This window comes from Pseudomonas tehranensis, from assembly GCF_014268615.1.
Taxonomy (GTDB): domain Bacteria; phylum Pseudomonadota; class Gammaproteobacteria; order Pseudomonadales; family Pseudomonadaceae; genus Aquipseudomonas; species Aquipseudomonas tehranensis.
The window spans coordinates 1-17,156 of sequence record NZ_JABWQV010000097.1; the positions used below are offsets into that span (position 1 = coordinate 1).

Here is a 17,156-nt window from a genome sequence, read left to right on the forward strand (position 1 = left end):
CCAGCGGGGATAAATCCCCTCGCCACAAGGACAGTTCCGCCAGATCGACTAGGTCAAACCCGCGAAGCAAACAACCCCTGATGCTGACGGCACTGTTCAGCACTGAGCATGAACACACCGTGCCCGCCACGTTCGAAGTCCAGCCAGGCAAAATCGACTTCCGGGTACAACGCCTCGACGTGAACCTGGCTGTTACCGACCTCGACAATCAACAAGCCCTTCTCGGTCAGATGGTCGGCGGCCTCGGCCAGCATCCGGCGTACCAGGTTCAGGCCATCATCGCCACAGGCCAGGCCCAGCTCCGGTTCGTGCTGGTACTCCTGGGGCATGTCGGCGAAATCTTCGGCATCGACGTAGGGCGGGTTCGACACAATCAGGTCGAAACGCTGGCCCGGCAATCCCTCGAAACCATCCCCCTGGACAGTGAATACGCGCTCGTCGACGCCGTGACGCTCGATGTTCTGGTTGGCCACTTCCAACGCTTCGAACGACAGGTCGGCCAGCACCACCTCCGCCTCCGGGAATTCGAAAGCGCACGCGATGCCGATGCAGCCGGAACCGGTGCAGAGGTCGAGAATCCGTGCCGGTTCCTGTCCCAGCCAGGGCGCAAAGCGGTTTTCGATCAGCTCCCCGATGGGCGAGCGTGGAATGAGCACGCGCTCGTCGACGATGAAAGACATCCCGCAGAACCAGGCTTCACCCAGCAGGTAGGCCGCCGGGATACGTTCGGCGATGCGTCGGCGCAGCAGGCGCTGCACATGAACCAGCTCTTCGTCTTCGAGACGGCAGTCCAGGTAGCTATCGGCAATTTCCCACGGCAGATGCAACGCGCCCAACACCAACTGACGGGCTTCATCCCACGCATTGTCGGTGCCATGACCAAAAAACAGATCCTCTCCATGGAAACGGCTGACGGCCCACCGTATATGGTCGCGCAGGGTACGGAGACGGGAAGTGATCACGGCGGCAAACTCCAGAAAAAACGACTGGCGAGTCTACCAGCCAAACACTCCCCCCACCAAAACACGCCTCAAACACGCCCCAAACACGAACGAAAAAGACCGGGGCAGATGTAGGATTTATCCGTTTTTCGCGCTGACTATTGAACAAGACGGACATCTTGACAAGGCTGTAGGCCAGCAACGACGGCCCTTGCGATGGAAGCGATTCACAGAACCGCTCAGCCAGAGGAGAATGTCGCAAAAGCCCCACTCGAAGGAGCCCCAGAATGTCCGTTCCAAAAACGATGTTTCAACTCAGCGGTCGCGGTTACGCGGCGGCCAATCTGAGTCAAGCGACGCTGATCATCATCGATGCCCAGAAAGAATACCTCGCCGGCCCCCTGGCGTTGAGTGGCATGGATGCAGCGGTCGCGAACATCAAGCAATTGCTCGGCGCGGCCCGTGCCGCCGGCCGGCCGATCGTGCATGTGCGTCACCTGGGCACCCATGGCGGGCTGTTCGATCCACAGGGCGAACGCGGGGAGTTCATTAGCGGCCTGGAACCCCAGGGCGACGAAACCGTGGTGGAAAAACTGCTGCCCAGCGCGTTTCACGGCACCGAGTTGAAAAAGCGCCTGGAGGACCTCGGCCCCCTGGACCTGATCGTTTGCGGTTTTATGAGCCATTCCAGCGTCAGCACTACCGTGCGTGCCGCCAAGAACCTGGGCTTTCGTTGCACCCTGGTCGAAGACGCCTGCGCCACTCGCGATCTGCCGCACAAGGGCGGAGTCCTGAGCGCCGAACACGTGCACCAGACCGAGATGGCTATCATGGCGGACAACTTCGCCACCCTGGCCCTGACCCGCGATTTCATCTGACACCCCTTCGATAAGCGGCCCGTTGCGCCGCTTATCCGCAAAAGCCTCTCATTTGCCGCAATTGCCGTAGTGTCAGGAACAACCCGAACATCTTCCGGTCGAAGGGCCGATACCCATTGAGGAAGGTCGGAATGAAGTTATCCGATGGTTTTGACGCACGTCGCTTGCGGCCCAAAGGCCCGAGCAACTGGCGCTTGCGTTTCGGTGCCGCGCTCGCGGCGCTCCTGGCAACGCTCGGTGTACTGCTGGCGATGGCCGGCGCCGCCAGCCTGCTGGGTCGCCCGCCCGCCCTGGGCGAGTTGAACGCAACCGCGCTCGGCTCCACGATCATTCTGGTGATCGGCTTGCTGGTACTGCTTTTGGGCGTCTGGCTGTGGCGTCTTTGCCGCCGTCGGGCCCGCCAATCCCTGGAGCTGGCCATGGCTCCTCACTTGATGAAAAAGCACGACTGACCCGCCGCCCGACGTTTTGTCGCGCCGGATCCCGCAGGAGTTGGGTAAACTGGCCGGCCTTCGCGGAGGCTGACATGCAAGACGACGACTTTTCCCTGTTCAAAAGTGCGATCCAGGGCGTTAAACCGATCAAGCACGACCGTGCCGAGACCGGCAAACCCAAGGCGGATCGCGCACAAATCGCCAAGCTGCGCCAGGCCGCCACGGTGCGCACCGATGCCACCACGGTGGATGGCTTGTCCGACCAGTTCGTGATCGACGTAGGCCCTGAAGACGAGCTGATGTGGGCTCGCGACGGCGTTCAGGAAAGCCAGATGCGCAAGCTGAAGGTTGGCCAGATCCCCTTCGAAGGCAGCCTCGACCTGCACGGCATGACCGTGGAAAAGGCCCGGGAAACCCTCTGGGCCTTCCTGGCCGAAGCCACCCGCTTCGAGATTCGCTGCGTACGCGTCACCCACGGCAAGGCCGTGCGACTGGACGGCAAGCGGCCGATGATCAAGAGCCACGTCAACACCTGGCTGCGCCAGCACCCGCAAGTGCTGGGCTTCACCTCCTGCCAGGCAAAACACGGAGGCGCCGGGGCGGTGTACGTGATGCTCAAGCGCACCATGATGGAAGGCCGCGACGAGTAGCGCCCGATTGCCGAGCTTGCAGCGCCGTGTCCGCCACCGTACCCTTGCCCTTTGCGTAAAATCCCACAGGTAGTTTCATGTCTCTGGAACAGAATTATTCCGCGATCCTCGGCCAACTGGGCGAGGACGTTTCCCGCGAGGGCCTGCTCGACACGCCCAAGCGCGCTGCCAAGGCCATGCAGTACCTCTGCCGCGGTTACGAACAGACCCTCGAAGAAGTCACCAACGGTGCCTTGTTCAGCTCCGACAACAGCGAAATGGTGCTGGTCAAGGACATCGAGTTGTACTCGCTGTGCGAGCACCATTTGCTGCCCTTCATCGGCAAGGCCCATGTGGCCTACATTCCGAGTGGCAAGGTGCTGGGGCTTTCGAAAGTCGCACGCATCGTCGACATGTACGCACGTCGCCTGCAGATCCAGGAAAACCTCAGCCGCCAGATCGCCGACGCGGTCCAGCAGGTGACCGGTGCCCTGGGCGTGGCGGTGGTGATCGAAGCCAAGCACATGTGCATGATGATGCGCGGTGTGGAAAAGCAGAACTCTTCGATGATCACCTCGGTGATGCTCGGCGAGTTCCGCGAAAACGCCGCGACCCGCAGCGAGTTCCTCAGCCTGATCAAGTAACCCCTGCATGAAAAAAACCGGCATTGATCGCCGGTTTTTTTTCGCCCGTGAAAAATCAGGTAAGCTGCGCGCCCTCTTCTTCCCTGTCGCGAGGCTTAATACCGTGATCGTCAAAGCGCTGCGAGTTGGCCTGGGCCAGCTGATCATTTTCATCGACTTCATCACCCGCCCCGGCAAGAAGCAACGTCCGGCCGAGGCCCAGGCGCAAGTCAATCAGGCCGCCCGCAGCCTGACGCTCTATCAGTTCCACGCCTGCCCGTTCTGCGTGAAGACCCGCCGCACCCTGCACCGCCTCAACGTGCCGGTGGCCTTGCGGGATGCAAAAAACAACGAGCAGGATCGCCAGACGCTGCTGGAGCAAGGCGGCAAGATCAAAGTGCCATGCCTGCGTATTGAAGAGAACGGTGAAACCACCTGGATGTATGAGTCCAAGGTGATCATTGAGTATCTGGATCAGCGGTTTGCTGCAGTCTGATAGTTTTATGGTGTGACGACTGGCCTCATCGCGAGCAAGCTCGGCTCCCACAGTGGGCCTTGGTGAACACTGGATTTGTATTCACCACCTCCCCTGTGGGAGCCGAGCTTGCTCGCGATGGGGCCCGGACAGCCATCACAAAGCCCCTTGATATCAAGCCGCTTTCGCCGCCAACGCCTGGCGCACCACCCCCGCCAACCGCTTGAGCCCTTCATCCAACCGCGCCGGGTCGATGTGGCTGAAGTTCAAACGCAGGTGCCCCGGATGCATGTCCGGTTCGGGGAAGAATGGCTCCCCCGGCATGAACGCCACGTCGGCAGCCAGAGCGGCGTCGAGCAAGGTGCGGGTGTCCAGCGGTTGTTTGAGGGTCAGCCAGAAAAACAGCCCGCCCTGGGGCACGTTCCAGTCCGCGATGTCGGCAAAATGCTTGTGCAGTGCGGTCTGGAACCGGTCGCGACGATCCCGGTAGAAATCTCTCAATTCACTCAAATGATGGCGATACTGCTCGGTGCCGATCCATTGCAATGCCTGCCATTGACCGATGCGATTGGTGTGCAAGTCCGCCGACTGCTTGAGCCGCAGCAGGTGTGGGAACAGATCCGGGCTGGCGATCAGGTAACCCACCCGTAGCCCGGGCAACAGTGTTTTCGACACCGTGCCGGTGTAGATCCAGCTGGCCTTGCGCAAGCGACTGACAATCGGCTTGGCGCTGGCGCCGTCGAAGGTCAGCTCACGATAAGGTTCGTCTTCAATCAGGGTCACGCCAAACTCATCCAGCAACGCCGCCACCGCGTCGCGCTTGGCCTCGCTGTAGCGCACCGCCGAAGGGTTCTGGAAGGTGGGAATCAGGTAGATGAACGCCGGTCGATGCTGTTCCAGCCGGGTTCGCAACTGTTTCAGATCAGGCCCATCGGCCTCCAGGGGCACCGTGATGCAGTCGGCGCCAAACAGCTGGAAAATCTGCAACGCAGCCAGGTAGGTCGGCGCTTCCAGCATGACTTGGGTGCCGACATCGATGTGCAGCTTGGCCGCCAGGTCGAGGGTTTGCTGAGAGCCGCTGACCACCAGCACCTGACTGGCCTCACACGCCAGGCCCAATGACCGCGCCTGTGCCGCCAGGGCTTCGCGCAAGGCCGGTTCACCTTCGCTCATGCCGTATTGGCCCATGGACACCGGCATGGCCTCCCATTCGACTTTCGGCAGCATGGCTTCGGCCGGCAGGCCGCCGGCGAACGACATCACTTCAGGGCGCTGCGCCGCGGCGAGGATTTCTCGAATCAAAGAACTTTTGAGGCGCGAGACACGTTCGGAAAAAGCCATGGGGTCACCTGTAGCGGGTCGCTGGAAGAATGAGTCAAACTAGTTGACCGAAATTACTCCGACCTCCGTGGATACGTCAACATGATTGACCTTAAAAACCCGACCTCCCAGCAGATGGCCATGGAAGCGTTCTTCTTCGGTTACCAGGCGTTTACCGCCAAGGCCGATGAAATGCTTGAGCGTCGCGGGCTGAGCCGGGTGCATCAGCGCATCGTTTTTTTTATCGCCCGCTATCCATCCTTGAGCGTGAAGGAGTTGCTGACCCTGCTCGGCGTGAGCAAGCAGGCGTTGAACATGCCGTTGCGGCAGTTGATGGAAATGCATTTGGTGAACAGTGTTGCGTCCGAAACCGACAAACGTAAGCGGCTGCTGGCGCTGACGACCGAGGGCGAGCGGTTCGAACAGGCGTTGCGTCGTGAGCAGGTGAAATTGCTGGAGCGCGTGTTTGCCGAGGCTGGAGACACGGCGGTGAATGGGTGGCTGGCGGTGAATCTGGGGTTGGGCAAGGGTTCGGCGAGCTGAGGGATTTGTAGCGTCAGAACCGGCGCCACCGCGAGCAGGCTCATTCCCACAGGGGAGCGGCGTCGTTCACAAAATTTGTGCGCATGGGGATCCATTGTGGGAGCGAGCCTGCTCGCGATGGCGTCCTCACAGTCGATATATCCCTATTCCCCAGACTTTTCGTCGACAAGACAGAAAACATTATTTGCTTTATTTGTATACAAAAGCATAATTCGCTTCGTGCGAGTTCCTGACCATCAGGTCAAAAAACCTCGCCAGCCTTACCTGCCTCAAAGCAACGCCGCCACCCTCAGGGGGCGGGCGTGCTGGAAATAACAATAAAACTCTTGAGGAGTACTCGCTGTGGAAAGCCGCAAACCCGAAGCCCGGACGCTGGACCTCTCGCCGCCACTACGCACTGGCTGGCTGGAGCGCATCTTCAAACTCAGCTTGCATGGCACCACGGTGAAGACCGAGCTGATTGCCGGTCTGACGACCTTCATCACCATGGCCTACATCATCTTCGTCAACCCCAACATCATGGCCGACGCCGGCATCGATCACGGCGCCGCATTCGTCGCGACCTGCATCGCCGCCGCCCTGGGTTGCCTGTTGATGGGCCTGTACGCCAACTGGCCGGTGGGCCTGGCACCGGGCATGGGCCTGAACGCGTTTTTCACCTACACCGTGGTCGGCACCATGGGCTACAACTGGGAAACCGCATTGGGCGCGGTGTTTATTTCCGGGGTGCTGTTCATGTTCCTGACCCTGTCGCGGGTGCGTGAATGGCTGCTCAACAGCATTCCGGTGAGCCTGCGTTATGCCATGGGCGCGGGAGTCGGGTTGTTCCTCGGACTGATCGGCCTGAAGACCGCCGGCATCGTCGTGGACAGCCCCGCTACCCTGATCAAGCTCGGCTCCCTGCACGAGCCCGGTCCGCTGTTGGCTGCGGTGTGTTTCCTGATGATCGCCGTGCTCAGCTATCACCGCGTGTTCGGCGCGATCCTGATCAGCATCATCGCCGTGACCCTGGCCGGCTGGGGCCTGGGACTGGTGCAATACAACGGCGTCATGTCGACGCCTCCGAGCCTGGCGCCCACCTGGATGGCGATGGATGTGGTCGGTGTATTCAACGTCAGCATGATCAGCGTCGTGCTGGCCTTCCTGTTCGTGCACATGTTCGACACCGCCGGCACCCTGATGGGCGTTGCCCAGCGTGCCGGGCTGGTCAAACCTGATGGCAAGATCGAGAACCTGTCCAAGGCCCTGAAAGCCGACAGCGCCTCCAGCGTGTTCGGCGCCATGGTCGGCGTGCCGCCAGTGACCAGCTATGTGGAAAGCGCCGCCGGTGTCGCGGCGGGTGGCCGTACAGGGCTTACCGCGGTGACGGTCGGTGTGCTATTTATTGCCGCGATGTTCTTCGCACCACTGGCCGGGATGATCCCCGCCTACGCTACCGCGGGTGCCTTGATCTATGTCGCCATGCTGATGATGGGGGGCATGGCCCACATCGAATGGGACGAAGCGACCGACAGCATCCCGGCCATCGTCACGGCCATCATGATGCCCCTGACCTTTTCGGTCGCCGACGGTATTGCGCTGGGCTTCATCACCTATGTGGTGCTTAAGGCCGGCACCGGTAAACACAAGGAAATTTCTGTCAGTCTGTGGGTGCTCTGCGCGATCTTCATCGCCAAGTTCATCTTCTTGTAGGCACGGGATTATTCATCAGCCTCACCCCGTCGGGTGAGGCGTTTTTGCATCAGGAGCAAAGCAATGAATCTGGAAACCTGGCTGTTGTTCAGCGGCGCCGCTCTGGTGGTGATCCTCATCCCCGGCCCACTGTCGTTGCTGATGATCGGCAACAGCCTGAACTATGGCCTGCGCCGTTCGTATCCAGCGTTCCTGGGTGGCGTGATCGCCTCGATTTGCCTGCTGAGCGCATCGGCGCTGGGGCTCGGTGCACTGTTGTTGGCGTCGGAACAGCTGTTCAGCGCCCTGAAGATGGTTGGCGCGTTGTATTTGTTTTATCTGGCCTGGCAGAGCTGGCAGCAATCGCGCCAGCCGTCCCAGGGGGCCGAAGTGCCCCAGGCCGCAGCCATCCCGCGCTTTCGCGCCCTGTTCGGCCGGGCGTTCGTGCTGGGTGCCAGCAACCCCAAGGACATTCTGTTCTTCGCCGCTTTCCTGCCGCAGTTCTTGAGCGCCGAACAACCGTTCCTGCCGCAACTGCTGATCATGATCGCCACCTGGACCGTTCTTGATCTGCTCTGCAAGCTGGCTTACGGCCTCGGTGCCCACGGCGCGGCGCGGTATCTGCGCACGGGTAAAGGCCAGAGTTGGTTCAATCGCGTCAGTGCAGGACTCTTTGGCGGTGCAGGCGCGGCCTCTTTGATGTCCACTCACTGAGTCCCTGATTTTGCGAAACAGCCTCATTTTCTATTCGAGGCTTTCGCAAAACGTAGAAACAACCCATCGATATACACCCCGCCAGGAAGCATCTTACATATAGGGCCACTCAATCATCGTTGAACAAGGACGTTCACAATGGCCCAGATTTTCCAGCCCGGCTCCGTGCCCGACGACTATGCCGTAGTCATTACCGATTTAGGCGTGCGTACAAATAAACACGCCATCGAAACACTCGATTTCCGGACTGCCGATGGGACGCAGTTGAGTTCGGAGCACAAGCATAGACAAGCCCAACTTGAAATCGTGGATAAACTTTACGGTCCGATACACATCGGTTCCGTGACTGTCACCCGCTCAGCTTTGGATGCGCTAGGCGCAACGACCGATGGGCAGCCACTGAACGGTGACAATACTTTTTTCCGCAGCCCCACTCGTTTTTTCGTGAACTCGTTACAGTTCAGCGCAACCGATATCGAAACACGGCTCAAACTAACCGCCGACGCAAACGACTATCGGCTGCCCACGTTGCTGTTTGAAATGGCGAGCCAGCGCTCACCCGCCGCGCCCCCATTATTGAGGCAAACGCCCGAAACCCAAGCCGAACCTGCCAGCCATCGAAGAACCCTGGGAAAACTCCTGAGTTCTGCCCAAAGGCTCGATATACAAGGGCTTAGCCATAGAGCATTCAGTTGGGCAAATACGACCAAGAGCAATATCCTCATCCCTACAGGGCTTGGACTTCAGGCCTTCGGCATCTATAGCGGTCTGCGAGGCCTGCAAGACGCCATCCGTAACAAGGACGCCTACCAGACCATTTTCAATGGGACCAGCGTGGCCGCCGAAGTCGCTTCTATCGGTGTCGAAGCTGCGGTGACCAGACAAGCCTCTCAGATGATCAGGGCCGGCCAACGCTCCCTCGAGGACTTTGCCAAAACGACCTTTGCCACGCGCCTCGCCCGTGGAAGCGGGCTGATTGCCAGCGTCCTGACACTTCCTTTCGATATCATCGCCGCGGTCGATTCTTTCAAAGCGGCCGCCCACGCCACTGGCAAAGAAGCCACCGATCACTATGTCAGCGCAGCCTTGAGCGTCACCAGCGCCGCGATGACCTTAACCATTGGCATAGCGGCGCTGGCGGGATTTGGGTCAGCCGGTCCTGCGGGCCTTGCCGCCGGACTTATCCTGGTGGTGGGCTCACAAATCTGGGGCGCGATTCGTCAAGTCGATGAAATCGACGACTATATAGAATTCACCGTACACGAGCGTCTGCGCACCGGTTGGTTCGCCTTCTGGGCAATGGGACCTGATAAAGATATCCAGGATCGCTACACCATCACCAAGGCTACCGCCGAACATACAAAGCTGCTGCAGGCCAATGCCTCGCACTTGCTCAAAGGCCCACTAAGAGACAGCACCGAGGCAATCGTAAACGGTACATTCACCGTGGAACTCGAACCGGTGCCCTACAACACCTGGAACTGGTGGACCGGTGCCCCGTACCGGGCGACGACAGTCCGTCCGAAGATCAAAGACAACGACGACCGGGTCGATGCACGCACAGGGGTTACTGCTGGGACGCCGGGTGCAGTCATTGAGGCGTCGGCGGAGCATAAAGCTATCTATTGGTACATGGGCGGCGGCAACGACACTGTTGAGGGCGTCGAAAACAAGCCGAACGTCTTTCACTACGGGGCGGGTCATAAAAAACTCACCGGTGGCACAAAAGACGACGCGTTTATCTTCGAGGGCTCGACAGAGGCCCTCAGTGAAACTTCAGCTAATAAACTGGCAGGTGGCTTGGGCAATGACACTCTCGTGTTATCGGGCCGTAGCCGCAGTCACCACGAGCCACGCCTGGGTTATCAGGTCGATCTGGACGCCGGGCAAGTGTCCATCATCACTCAAGCAAGTCATGACACGCAGAGCAAGCATCATCGCCATGCGGACCTTGAAAGTATTGAAAACGTAGAAATCCCTGAGGGTGGTGCCAACATCATCAAAGGGACAGCCGGCCCAAACATCATCAAGTCCCGCGGCAATGATTCAATCGAAGCCGGCGCGGGAGACGACCGAATTTATATTCTCAATGGAAATAACCGTAACGCAGACGGCGGACCTGGCGAGGATATCTATGCCATCGCTCATAAACCCGGCCACGTTTCCATCACCGAAGATGGCGTGGACAACAGCGTCATCGCACTGGACTGGAGAGCTGACCTGATTGAAAGCTGGCGAATTGAAGAAGGTCATCTGGTTATTACTTCATGCTTTGATGCAAGCGATCGGGCGTTTCGCAAAGTCACCATCAGGGAAGTCTATGAAGACTCTGATTTTCCAAGAGCCCTACAAAACAACAGGCTGACGTTCATCACTCAGGATGGTTACCATTTGGTACCCGACCTGCCCGACACGATCGAATCCCGCAGCCCGCTCGACATTGAAACAGTCGTGGTGCAACCCGGCACACCCCGAAACCCGGCTATCCTGCCCGATCGAAGCGAGCAGCAGATCAGCCATGACAAAGACACCAGCTACTATGTTTCACATCTCAATGAACTGACCACACTCAAGGTCAAACAAAAAAGCGAGTTTTCCACCACCCTTCATCTGGACTACGCCAACGCCGAGCTGAGTCGTATCGAGGCCTACTACAAGGCTCATGTCACGCAACAAGATGAAGGGGATAGCATCAAATACGGCGAATGTGGCCTGACCTTACACTTTGGTGCTCGCCGAGTCGTATTGAAAAATCTGGCAAGTTCCGATGAGCGCTATAGCGCGCAAAACCCGAAGACCGGCCGGCGTGCATTTTCCACCCTGGGTTCGCATCATACTTTTATCCTCACCATGAACGACGGCTCGTCCTACCGCCTGGTCCAACCCTCGCCCGACTACGGCCTGTTGCTGGACGAAACATTCATCGGTAAAGATCCGGTGGAATGGAAAACAGACGCTCCATTGCCATTGACGCCTACCCAAAAGAAATACGCCTATCTACTACCCTTGGACAAAAAACCTTATTACATGCGCAGTTGGGCAACCTGCGCCATGCTGACATCGCCCACAGAACAGACGGGTATCGAAGTCCTGATTGGCGAAGGCTCCACCTACCTTGTTCACCTGAGCCCGAACATGACACTGCGCCTGTCCACGCCAGGTGCTTTGGCCGGCGCCAATCCTCGGTTACCCCGTGCCTCCCTATGGGAGTTGGATGCCACGCGCCTGGGTCAAGTCGAGATAAAACTGTCCTCCAACCTGCTTCAAATGGGTGGAACGACTATCCATCTTCCCGCCTATGAAGCTGAAGACCTTGTCGACCCGATACGAGTCATCACTGCACAAGGCGTTGTTTATGCTGTCGACAGCCTGTTTGAGCGGGTTTATGTAGAAGCGCTTGATGGCCGCTATTTTGCCCCGTTCACCGACCCCAACACCGCATTGCCCAGCGAACTGTCGAGCCTGACATCCGAAGAACTGAAGGTGCTTCACGTTGCTGTCAAAGATGGGTCTCCCGGCACATTGAGCTACAACCTCAGAACCCGCAGGTGGATCCTGGACACCGATAAATCCCGAGTCATTGAGGCGGCGGATCTGAGAAAAACAGACCTGTGTGACCACGCCCTCAAGATCTATCAGGATCTGGCTCGCGAGGGGCTCAATCAGACGCCCCCCCTGGGTGATGACGCACTTCGTCTGTTGCGGGAGAAGTGCGTGGAGCTGATAGAGAGCTTCACATTGGACAACTCGGTGATGTTTGCGCGGGCGTTAGCGCTGAGTGCAGTCTTCGGCATAAGGCTCTTGCAATTGAGCTGGTTCCTCTCATTGGCTGAGGCGTCTCCCGAACCTACCTGACCTTGAAAAACGTCTTCGCCGGTTTATTTCACACGCCATATATATGTAGTGCACCCGTCTGCTGGTTTTCCACGAACATTCTTGAACCCAGGGCCTGTCAGCCTCCGGCTATACGACAGGCCATGAGCTTGATACCTACATGAATCATTCATATTCAAACTCAAGAGCAGACATTTTCAATGAGTCCAAGACGAAACACCCGCCCCCCTCTTACAAAGTCGTCCCCTGATACGCCTCACTCCAGTCGCGATACGTCACTGGACACAATACTCGGCAATCCCACGAGAGGTGCAGACACCGATCAGGCATCCGGTTCGCCAACCGGACGACAACTTGATGCAACTGAATCGCAGCACCCGACTATTCAGGTATCCGAAATCACATCCGCGACAGCTATCCGTGATGGCTCCCTGTCGGTATCGCTGGACAATTATTCCCTTTCACCCGAGCTGGTCCCGCTGTTATCGGAGCCGGACGCAACCTCTGGAATCCGCACGTTCAAGACACGCACCTACGTTGAGCTTGAAGAAGGTGGGACGGTGCTGCTTGGTCGCGACTCCGAACAGAACTACAGAGCCCGAGCAGGCACTGAACTTGTTGCCTCTGGACCACGCCTGGAACAAGTGGAGGGCAGCCTCCTATGGCGTCGAATTGCGCACCTCGACGTGACGCAGCACGCAGACTCCAATCTCCCGCCTACACGGGCATTCAGGAAGAACTGGGGGGTTGACCCAAGATTCACATTGTCCGAATTGCTTACCATCGACAATGTTCACTATAAGGTGGTGACACGTACCGACGCGCGAGAATCCCCAATCACCTACATTCAGTCACCCGCCCATCCCATTTATGATTTTGACCTGCTCGAAGCCACCCTCAGGCATGTGCCTGACGAACAACCCCGAGGCGCAATACAAGTTCCGCCGGACAACCATTGGGAAATTGACGCCAGACTACCCTTTGAAAAACCACTGACCGCTTACGTCCGGGATTTTTTTCCAGAAGTCACCACGGTCACCCTGGAAAACATCGCAAGAAAGCAATTTGAACTGAGCAATGACTCGCCGTTTGCCGACGCTGCGGGTTTGACTGCACTCCGGCAGATTTACAGCAGTTGGCAAAACGCGACCCTCTCGCCACATCCGCAATGGTCCGATCCACTACTGATGCTTCCGATTCTTCCCACCTCTTCGGCATCCCGAGGCGCTGCCCGCTCGATAGCCCTGCCCCACCCTTCCTCAACAGGAACATTGAATCGATTGGATTTTGATCCCCTGCGGTTCCAGCGACAGTGGCTTCTTTACCTGACGTCGTACTCGCCAGTGGAATTCAAACGCTTTATGGCCGCCCTTCTGACGCGTAATGGCTACACCGTCATTGAGCCCAACTCGTTCAATAGCTTTCCAGCATTGGTATTTCGCCGCACAGGGCATGACTATGTATTTTTCATGAGCCTGCACCGCACCAGAATTCCGAAGATTTCCCTTCCTATGTATATGGATCCCAAGACCGCCGACCTGCGTCTGGAAACCCAGGTCGGCGGAGTCGCTGCGAAAGCCGTCAACGATGCCCACAGTGCCAATAAAATCATCTGGCTCAAGGGCGGTACGGAAATTCGTCCAGGCGTTGCAGACACGATTTTTATCATCCGGGATGACAATGCCAGGCTGTAAATACATGGCTCAAAAAAAAAGCCCGCAGTGTGAGCGGGCGAAAAACCAAAGAAGCTACATGCGCAGTCGCTTCCAGGACAAGGCAACGACTTGGGGGATCAGCTGCCTCGATACGTTGAATAAGCGTAGGGCGAAATCAGCAGGGGCACGTGGTAGTGCTCCTGCTCGGCCGAAATGCCGAAGCGCAGCACCACCACATCCAGGAACGCCGGCTCGGACAGCTGGACGCCACGGGTGCGGTAGTAATCGCCGGCATGGAATTGAATCTGATAGACGCCGCTACGGTAGTCATCCCCTTGCAATAACGGTGCATCGCAACGGCCGTCGCTGTTGGTCAGCGCGCTGGCGACCCATTGCAGTTGCGCACCTTCGACGCGGTACAACTCGACCTTGATCGAGCTGCCCGGGCAGCCGTGCGCGGCATCCAAAACGTGAGTAGTCAAACGTCCCATTGATTGTGCGCGCCTCGCTGCAAGCAGTCCGGCCCGACGCCTCCTGAATCAGTTGAAAGACAGGCCGCACCATTTCGGAGCGCGAAACGCTGCGGCGATGAGCGAATTAAGACACTTCAAACGAAAATTGTACACAATAAAAAACAGAAATTTATCCCTTCCCTCATTCGCGGCGGGTTCTGACCCGATCGGCAATCAAACCAGCCTATACAATGGATTGTCCTGATTTAGCTGACCAAGTGGGCAGGTTTCTTGCAGTGTAGACCCGCAAGGGACGGCGATGAAAAATGCAAAAATTCAGGCTTACAAAGCGCACATAAAGTTGTATACAATCAATCCATCGCTGTGACGCCATCCTGTGACTCATCCCCCAGGGCGCCACCTACATGGCTCGAACAAGAAGGAAAACTGCAGTGAGCGCTGACTACCCACGCGACCTGATCGGTTACGGCAGTAACCCTCCCCACCCTCAGTGGCCGGGCAACGCCCGCATCGCCCTGTCCTTCGTGCTCAACTACGAGGAAGGCGGCGAGCGCAACGTGCTGCATGGCGACAAGGAGTCCGAAGCGTTTCTCTCGGAAATGGTTTCGGCGCAACCGCTGCAGGGCGAGCGCAACATGAGCATGGAATCGCTCTACGAGTATGGCAGCCGCGCCGGTGTCTGGCGGATCCTCAAGCTGTTCAAGGAATTCGATATTCCGCTGACGATCTTCGCGGTGGCCATGGCTGCCCAGCGCCACCCGGACGTGATCCGTGCCATGGTCGCCGCCGGTCACGAAATCTGCAGTCACGGTTATCGTTGGATCGACTATCAATACATGGATGAAGCCCAGGAACGCGAGCACATGCTCGAAGCGATCCGCATCCTCACCGAAATCACCGGCGAACGCCCGTTGGGCTGGTACACCGGCCGCACAGGCCCCAACACCCGCCGGCTGGTCATGGAAGAAGGCGGTTTTCTCTATGACAGCGACACCTACGACGACGACCTGCCCTACTGGGAACCGAACACCCCCAACGGCAAGCCGCACCTGGTGATTCCGTACACCCTGGACACCAACGACATGCGCTTCACCCAGGTCCAGGGTTTCAACACGGGCGACGATTTCTTCCAATACCTCAAGGATGCCTTCGACGTGCTGTATGCCGAAGGCAGCGAGGCGCCGAAGATGCTTTCCATTGGCCTGCACTGCCGCCTGATCGGCCGTCCTGCCCGCCTCGCGGCCCTCAAGCGGTTTCTTGAATACGCCAAGGGTCATGAGCAGGTCTGGTTCAGCCGTCGCGTCGACATCGCCCGCCACTGGCAGCAGACCCACCCGCATCCGGGCGCTTCGAAATCAGGGGCTTCAAAATGACCGCATTCCAGACCCTCAAGCCTTCGACCTTGAGCCGCGAAGCGTTCGTCATAGCCTTCGCCGACATCTACGAACATTCGCCATGGGTCGCCGAAAAGGCTTTCGACCTGGGCCAGGACCCCTCGATCGACCAGATCGAGACCCTGCACCAGCGCATGAGCGACATCCTGCTGTGCGCCGATCATGCCAGCCAACTGGCACTGATCAACGCACACCCGGACCTGGCCGGTAAAGCCGCCGTTCAGGGCCAACTGACCGAGGCCAGCACCAACGAACAGGCTGGCGCCGGTATTCACCAATGCTCGAGCGATGAGTTCCAACGCTTCACCGAGCTGAACGAGGCCTACAAAGCCAAGTTCAAGTTTCCCTTCATCATGGCGGTAAAAGGCAGCAACCGGCATCAGATCCTCGCGGCGTTCGAAACGCGCATCCACCACTCGGCAGATACCGAGTTCAAATGCGCGCTGGCAGAGATCAACAAGATCGCGTTGTTCCGATTACTGACTCTTTAGCGCGCAGCCCTGAGACCCAGGCCCCTGCAAGCATCCCCAGCCAACTTACTAAAGGCAGACAAGAAGAATGAAAGCTTACGCCGTACCCTTCGAGAAGTTCGTCAACCTGGCCGACGCCCGCCTGGGCACCAAGATCATCTCGGTCACCGATGACTGGTTCGCCGACGCCAACCGTCTGTTCCAGCCGACACCGGCCGTATGGAAGGAGGGCGTGTTCGATGACAACGGCAAGTGGATGGACGGCTGGGAGTCGCGCCGCAAGCGCTTCGAAGGCTACGACAGCGCGGTGATCCGCCTGGGCGTGCCCGGTTCGATCAAGGGCGTGGACATCGACACTTCATTCTTCACCGGTAACTACCCGCCGTCGGCGTCCCTGGAAGCCTGCTTCCTGGCCTCGGGCGAGCCAGACGAACATACCCAATGGACTGAAGTGCTGTCGGCCGTAGAACTGCAAGGCGACAGCCACCACTACCATGAAATCAGCAATGACCAGGCCTTCAGCCACCTGCGCTTCAACATCTACCCCGATGGCGGCGTGGCCCGGCTGCGGGTCTACGGCATTCCGTACCGCGACTGGTCGGCCGTGGGCGACAATGAACAGATCGACCTGGCCGCGGCCCTCAATGGCGGTCGCGCCCTGGCCTGTTCCGACGAACACTTCGGTCGCATGAGCAACATCCTCAACCCCGGTCGCGGAGTGAACATGGGCGATGGCTGGGAAACCGCCCGTCGTCGTACCCCCGGTAATGACTGGGTGATCGTCGCCCTGGGCCATGCCGGCGAGGTCGAGAAAGTCATCGTCGACACCTTGCACTTCAAGGGTAACTACCCGGACAGTTGCTCGATCCAGGGCGCGTTCGTCAAGGGCGGCACCGACAGCCAGATCGAAACCCAGTCGCTGTTCTGGCGCGAATTACTGCCCAGCCAGAAGCTGGAAATGCACGCCGAACACACCTTCGCCGAGCAGATCAAAGCCTTGGGGCCGATCACCCACATCCGCCTGAACGTGTTCCCGGATGGTGGCGTGAGTCGCCTGCGGGTGCTCGGCAAGGTCGCGAAGTAAACACCGTACCTGTGGCGA

Annotated in this window: 16 protein-coding genes; 13 read left to right on the plus strand and 3 right to left on the minus strand. The window is 58.5% G+C overall.

The features are described 5' to 3' along the window. Positions 1–53 precede the first annotated feature (53 nt). Positions 54–962, minus strand: coding sequence for a 50S ribosomal protein L3 N(5)-glutamine methyltransferase (gene prmB, locus HU811_RS15400; RefSeq protein WP_092400228.1), 909 nt, complete (start codon positions 960–962; stop codon positions 54–56). A gap of 266 nt (positions 963–1,228) precedes the next feature. On the opposite strand from prmB, the gene HU811_RS15405 reads away from it, so the two are divergent. From HU811_RS15405 to HU811_RS15425, 5 genes are all read left to right on the plus strand, one after another. After that, positions 1,229–1,819 (plus strand): cysteine hydrolase family protein, encoded by a 591-nt coding sequence (locus HU811_RS15405; protein WP_047229626.1) that lies wholly within the window; start codon positions 1,229–1,231, stop codon positions 1,817–1,819. A 131-nt stretch (positions 1,820–1,950) separates the two neighbouring features. Continuing rightward, the gene (locus HU811_RS15410) at positions 1,951–2,271 is read left to right on the plus strand and encodes a hypothetical protein (protein ID WP_092400230.1); all 321 of its coding nucleotides are present in this window, start codon (positions 1,951–1,953) and stop codon (positions 2,269–2,271) included. Between the two features lie 74 nt (positions 2,272–2,345). Then, the gene (locus HU811_RS15415; protein WP_045156639.1) at positions 2,346–2,903 is read left to right on the plus strand and encodes a Smr/MutS family protein; all 558 of its coding nucleotides are present in this window, start codon (positions 2,346–2,348) and stop codon (positions 2,901–2,903) included. Between the two features lie 77 nt (positions 2,904–2,980). Then, a complete protein-coding gene (gene folE / locus HU811_RS15420; protein ID WP_072348971.1) occupies positions 2,981–3,526 on the plus strand; it encodes a GTP cyclohydrolase I FolE in 546 nt (181 codons plus the stop codon). 103 nt (positions 3,527–3,629) lie between these two features. Beyond that, positions 3,630–4,001 (plus strand): glutathione S-transferase N-terminal domain-containing protein, encoded by a 372-nt coding sequence (locus tag HU811_RS15425; protein WP_092400302.1) that lies wholly within the window; start codon positions 3,630–3,632, stop codon positions 3,999–4,001. A gap of 153 nt (positions 4,002–4,154) precedes the next feature. Here the strand turns inward: HU811_RS15425 and HU811_RS15430 are convergent, their stop codons facing one another. Further along, positions 4,155–5,321, minus strand: coding sequence for an aminotransferase-like domain-containing protein (locus tag HU811_RS15430; protein ID WP_186656778.1), 1,167 nt, complete (start codon positions 5,319–5,321; stop codon positions 4,155–4,157). Positions 5,322–5,402: 81 nt separating this feature from the next. On the opposite strand from HU811_RS15430, the gene HU811_RS15435 reads away from it, so the two are divergent. From HU811_RS15435 to HU811_RS15455, 5 genes are all read left to right on the plus strand, one after another. Next, positions 5,403–5,843 (plus strand): MarR family transcriptional regulator, encoded by a 441-nt coding sequence (locus HU811_RS15435; protein ID WP_186656780.1) that lies wholly within the window; start codon positions 5,403–5,405, stop codon positions 5,841–5,843. Between the two features lie 342 nt (positions 5,844–6,185). Beyond that, the gene (locus HU811_RS15440) at positions 6,186–7,535 is read left to right on the plus strand and encodes an NCS2 family permease (protein ID WP_092400236.1); all 1,350 of its coding nucleotides are present in this window, start codon (positions 6,186–6,188) and stop codon (positions 7,533–7,535) included. 63 nt (positions 7,536–7,598) lie between these two features. Then, positions 7,599–8,228 carry a LysE family translocator gene (locus HU811_RS15445; protein WP_186656782.1) on the plus strand — a complete coding sequence of 210 codons (630 nt, stop codon included), beginning with the start codon at positions 7,599–7,601 and terminating at the stop codon, positions 8,226–8,228. 138 nt (positions 8,229–8,366) lie between these two features. Beyond that, positions 8,367–12,083, plus strand: a complete 3,717-nt coding sequence (locus HU811_RS15450) for a calcium-binding protein (protein WP_186656784.1) — start codon at positions 8,367–8,369, stop codon at positions 12,081–12,083. A 743-nt stretch (positions 12,084–12,826) separates the two neighbouring features. Then, a complete protein-coding gene (locus HU811_RS15455) occupies positions 12,827–13,756 on the plus strand; it encodes a hypothetical protein (RefSeq protein WP_186656786.1) in 930 nt (309 codons plus the stop codon). A gap of 98 nt (positions 13,757–13,854) precedes the next feature. Here HU811_RS15455 and uraH read toward each other — a convergent pair whose 3' ends face one another. Then, entirely contained in the window at positions 13,855–14,208 is a 354-nt protein-coding gene (gene uraH / locus HU811_RS15460; RefSeq protein ID WP_092400242.1) for a hydroxyisourate hydrolase, read from the minus strand. Between the two features lie 413 nt (positions 14,209–14,621). On the opposite strand from uraH, the gene puuE reads away from it, so the two are divergent. The 3 genes from puuE (at position 14,622) to alc (ending at position 17,138) form a co-directional block, all read left to right on the plus strand. Beyond that, positions 14,622–15,563: an allantoinase PuuE gene (puuE, locus tag HU811_RS15465; RefSeq protein ID WP_186656788.1), complete on the plus strand. Its 942-nt coding sequence runs from the start codon at positions 14,622–14,624 to the stop codon at positions 15,561–15,563. Beyond that, positions 15,560–16,075: a 2-oxo-4-hydroxy-4-carboxy-5-ureidoimidazoline decarboxylase gene (uraD, locus tag HU811_RS15470; protein ID WP_186656790.1), complete on the plus strand. Its 516-nt coding sequence runs from the start codon at positions 15,560–15,562 to the stop codon at positions 16,073–16,075. Before puuE ends, uraD begins: the two co-directional genes overlap by 4 nt. Before the next feature lie 67 nt (positions 16,076–16,142). Further along, positions 16,143–17,138, plus strand: coding sequence for an allantoicase (gene alc / locus HU811_RS15475; protein WP_092400246.1), 996 nt, complete (start codon positions 16,143–16,145; stop codon positions 17,136–17,138). The last annotated feature ends 18 nt before the right edge of the window (positions 17,139–17,156 follow it).

Excerpts from the sequence above, each read along its gene's own strand:
- uraH (WP_092400242.1), bottom strand. The coding sequence starts at position 14,208 with ATGGGACGTTTGACTACTCACGTTTTGGATGCCGCGCACGGCTGCCCG.
- HU811_RS15430 (WP_186656778.1), bottom strand. The coding sequence starts at position 5,321 with ATGGCTTTTTCCGAACGTGTCTCGCGCCTCAAAAGTTCTTTGATTCGA.
- HU811_RS15405 (WP_047229626.1), top strand. The coding sequence starts at position 1,229 with ATGTCCGTTCCAAAAACGATGTTTCAACTCAGCGGTCGCGGTTACGCG.
- HU811_RS15445 (WP_186656782.1), top strand. The coding sequence starts at position 7,599 with ATGAATCTGGAAACCTGGCTGTTGTTCAGCGGCGCCGCTCTGGTGGTG.
- alc (WP_092400246.1), top strand. The coding sequence starts at position 16,143 with ATGAAAGCTTACGCCGTACCCTTCGAGAAGTTCGTCAACCTGGCCGAC.
- folE (WP_072348971.1), top strand. The coding sequence starts at position 2,981 with ATGTCTCTGGAACAGAATTATTCCGCGATCCTCGGCCAACTGGGCGAG.
- HU811_RS15450 (WP_186656784.1), top strand. The coding sequence starts at position 8,367 with ATGGCCCAGATTTTCCAGCCCGGCTCCGTGCCCGACGACTATGCCGTA.
- HU811_RS15410 (WP_092400230.1), top strand. The coding sequence starts at position 1,951 with ATGAAGTTATCCGATGGTTTTGACGCACGTCGCTTGCGGCCCAAAGGC.
- HU811_RS15415 (WP_045156639.1), top strand. The coding sequence starts at position 2,346 with ATGCAAGACGACGACTTTTCCCTGTTCAAAAGTGCGATCCAGGGCGTT.
- HU811_RS15435 (WP_186656780.1), top strand. The coding sequence starts at position 5,403 with ATGATTGACCTTAAAAACCCGACCTCCCAGCAGATGGCCATGGAAGCG.
- uraD (WP_186656790.1), top strand. The coding sequence starts at position 15,560 with ATGACCGCATTCCAGACCCTCAAGCCTTCGACCTTGAGCCGCGAAGCG.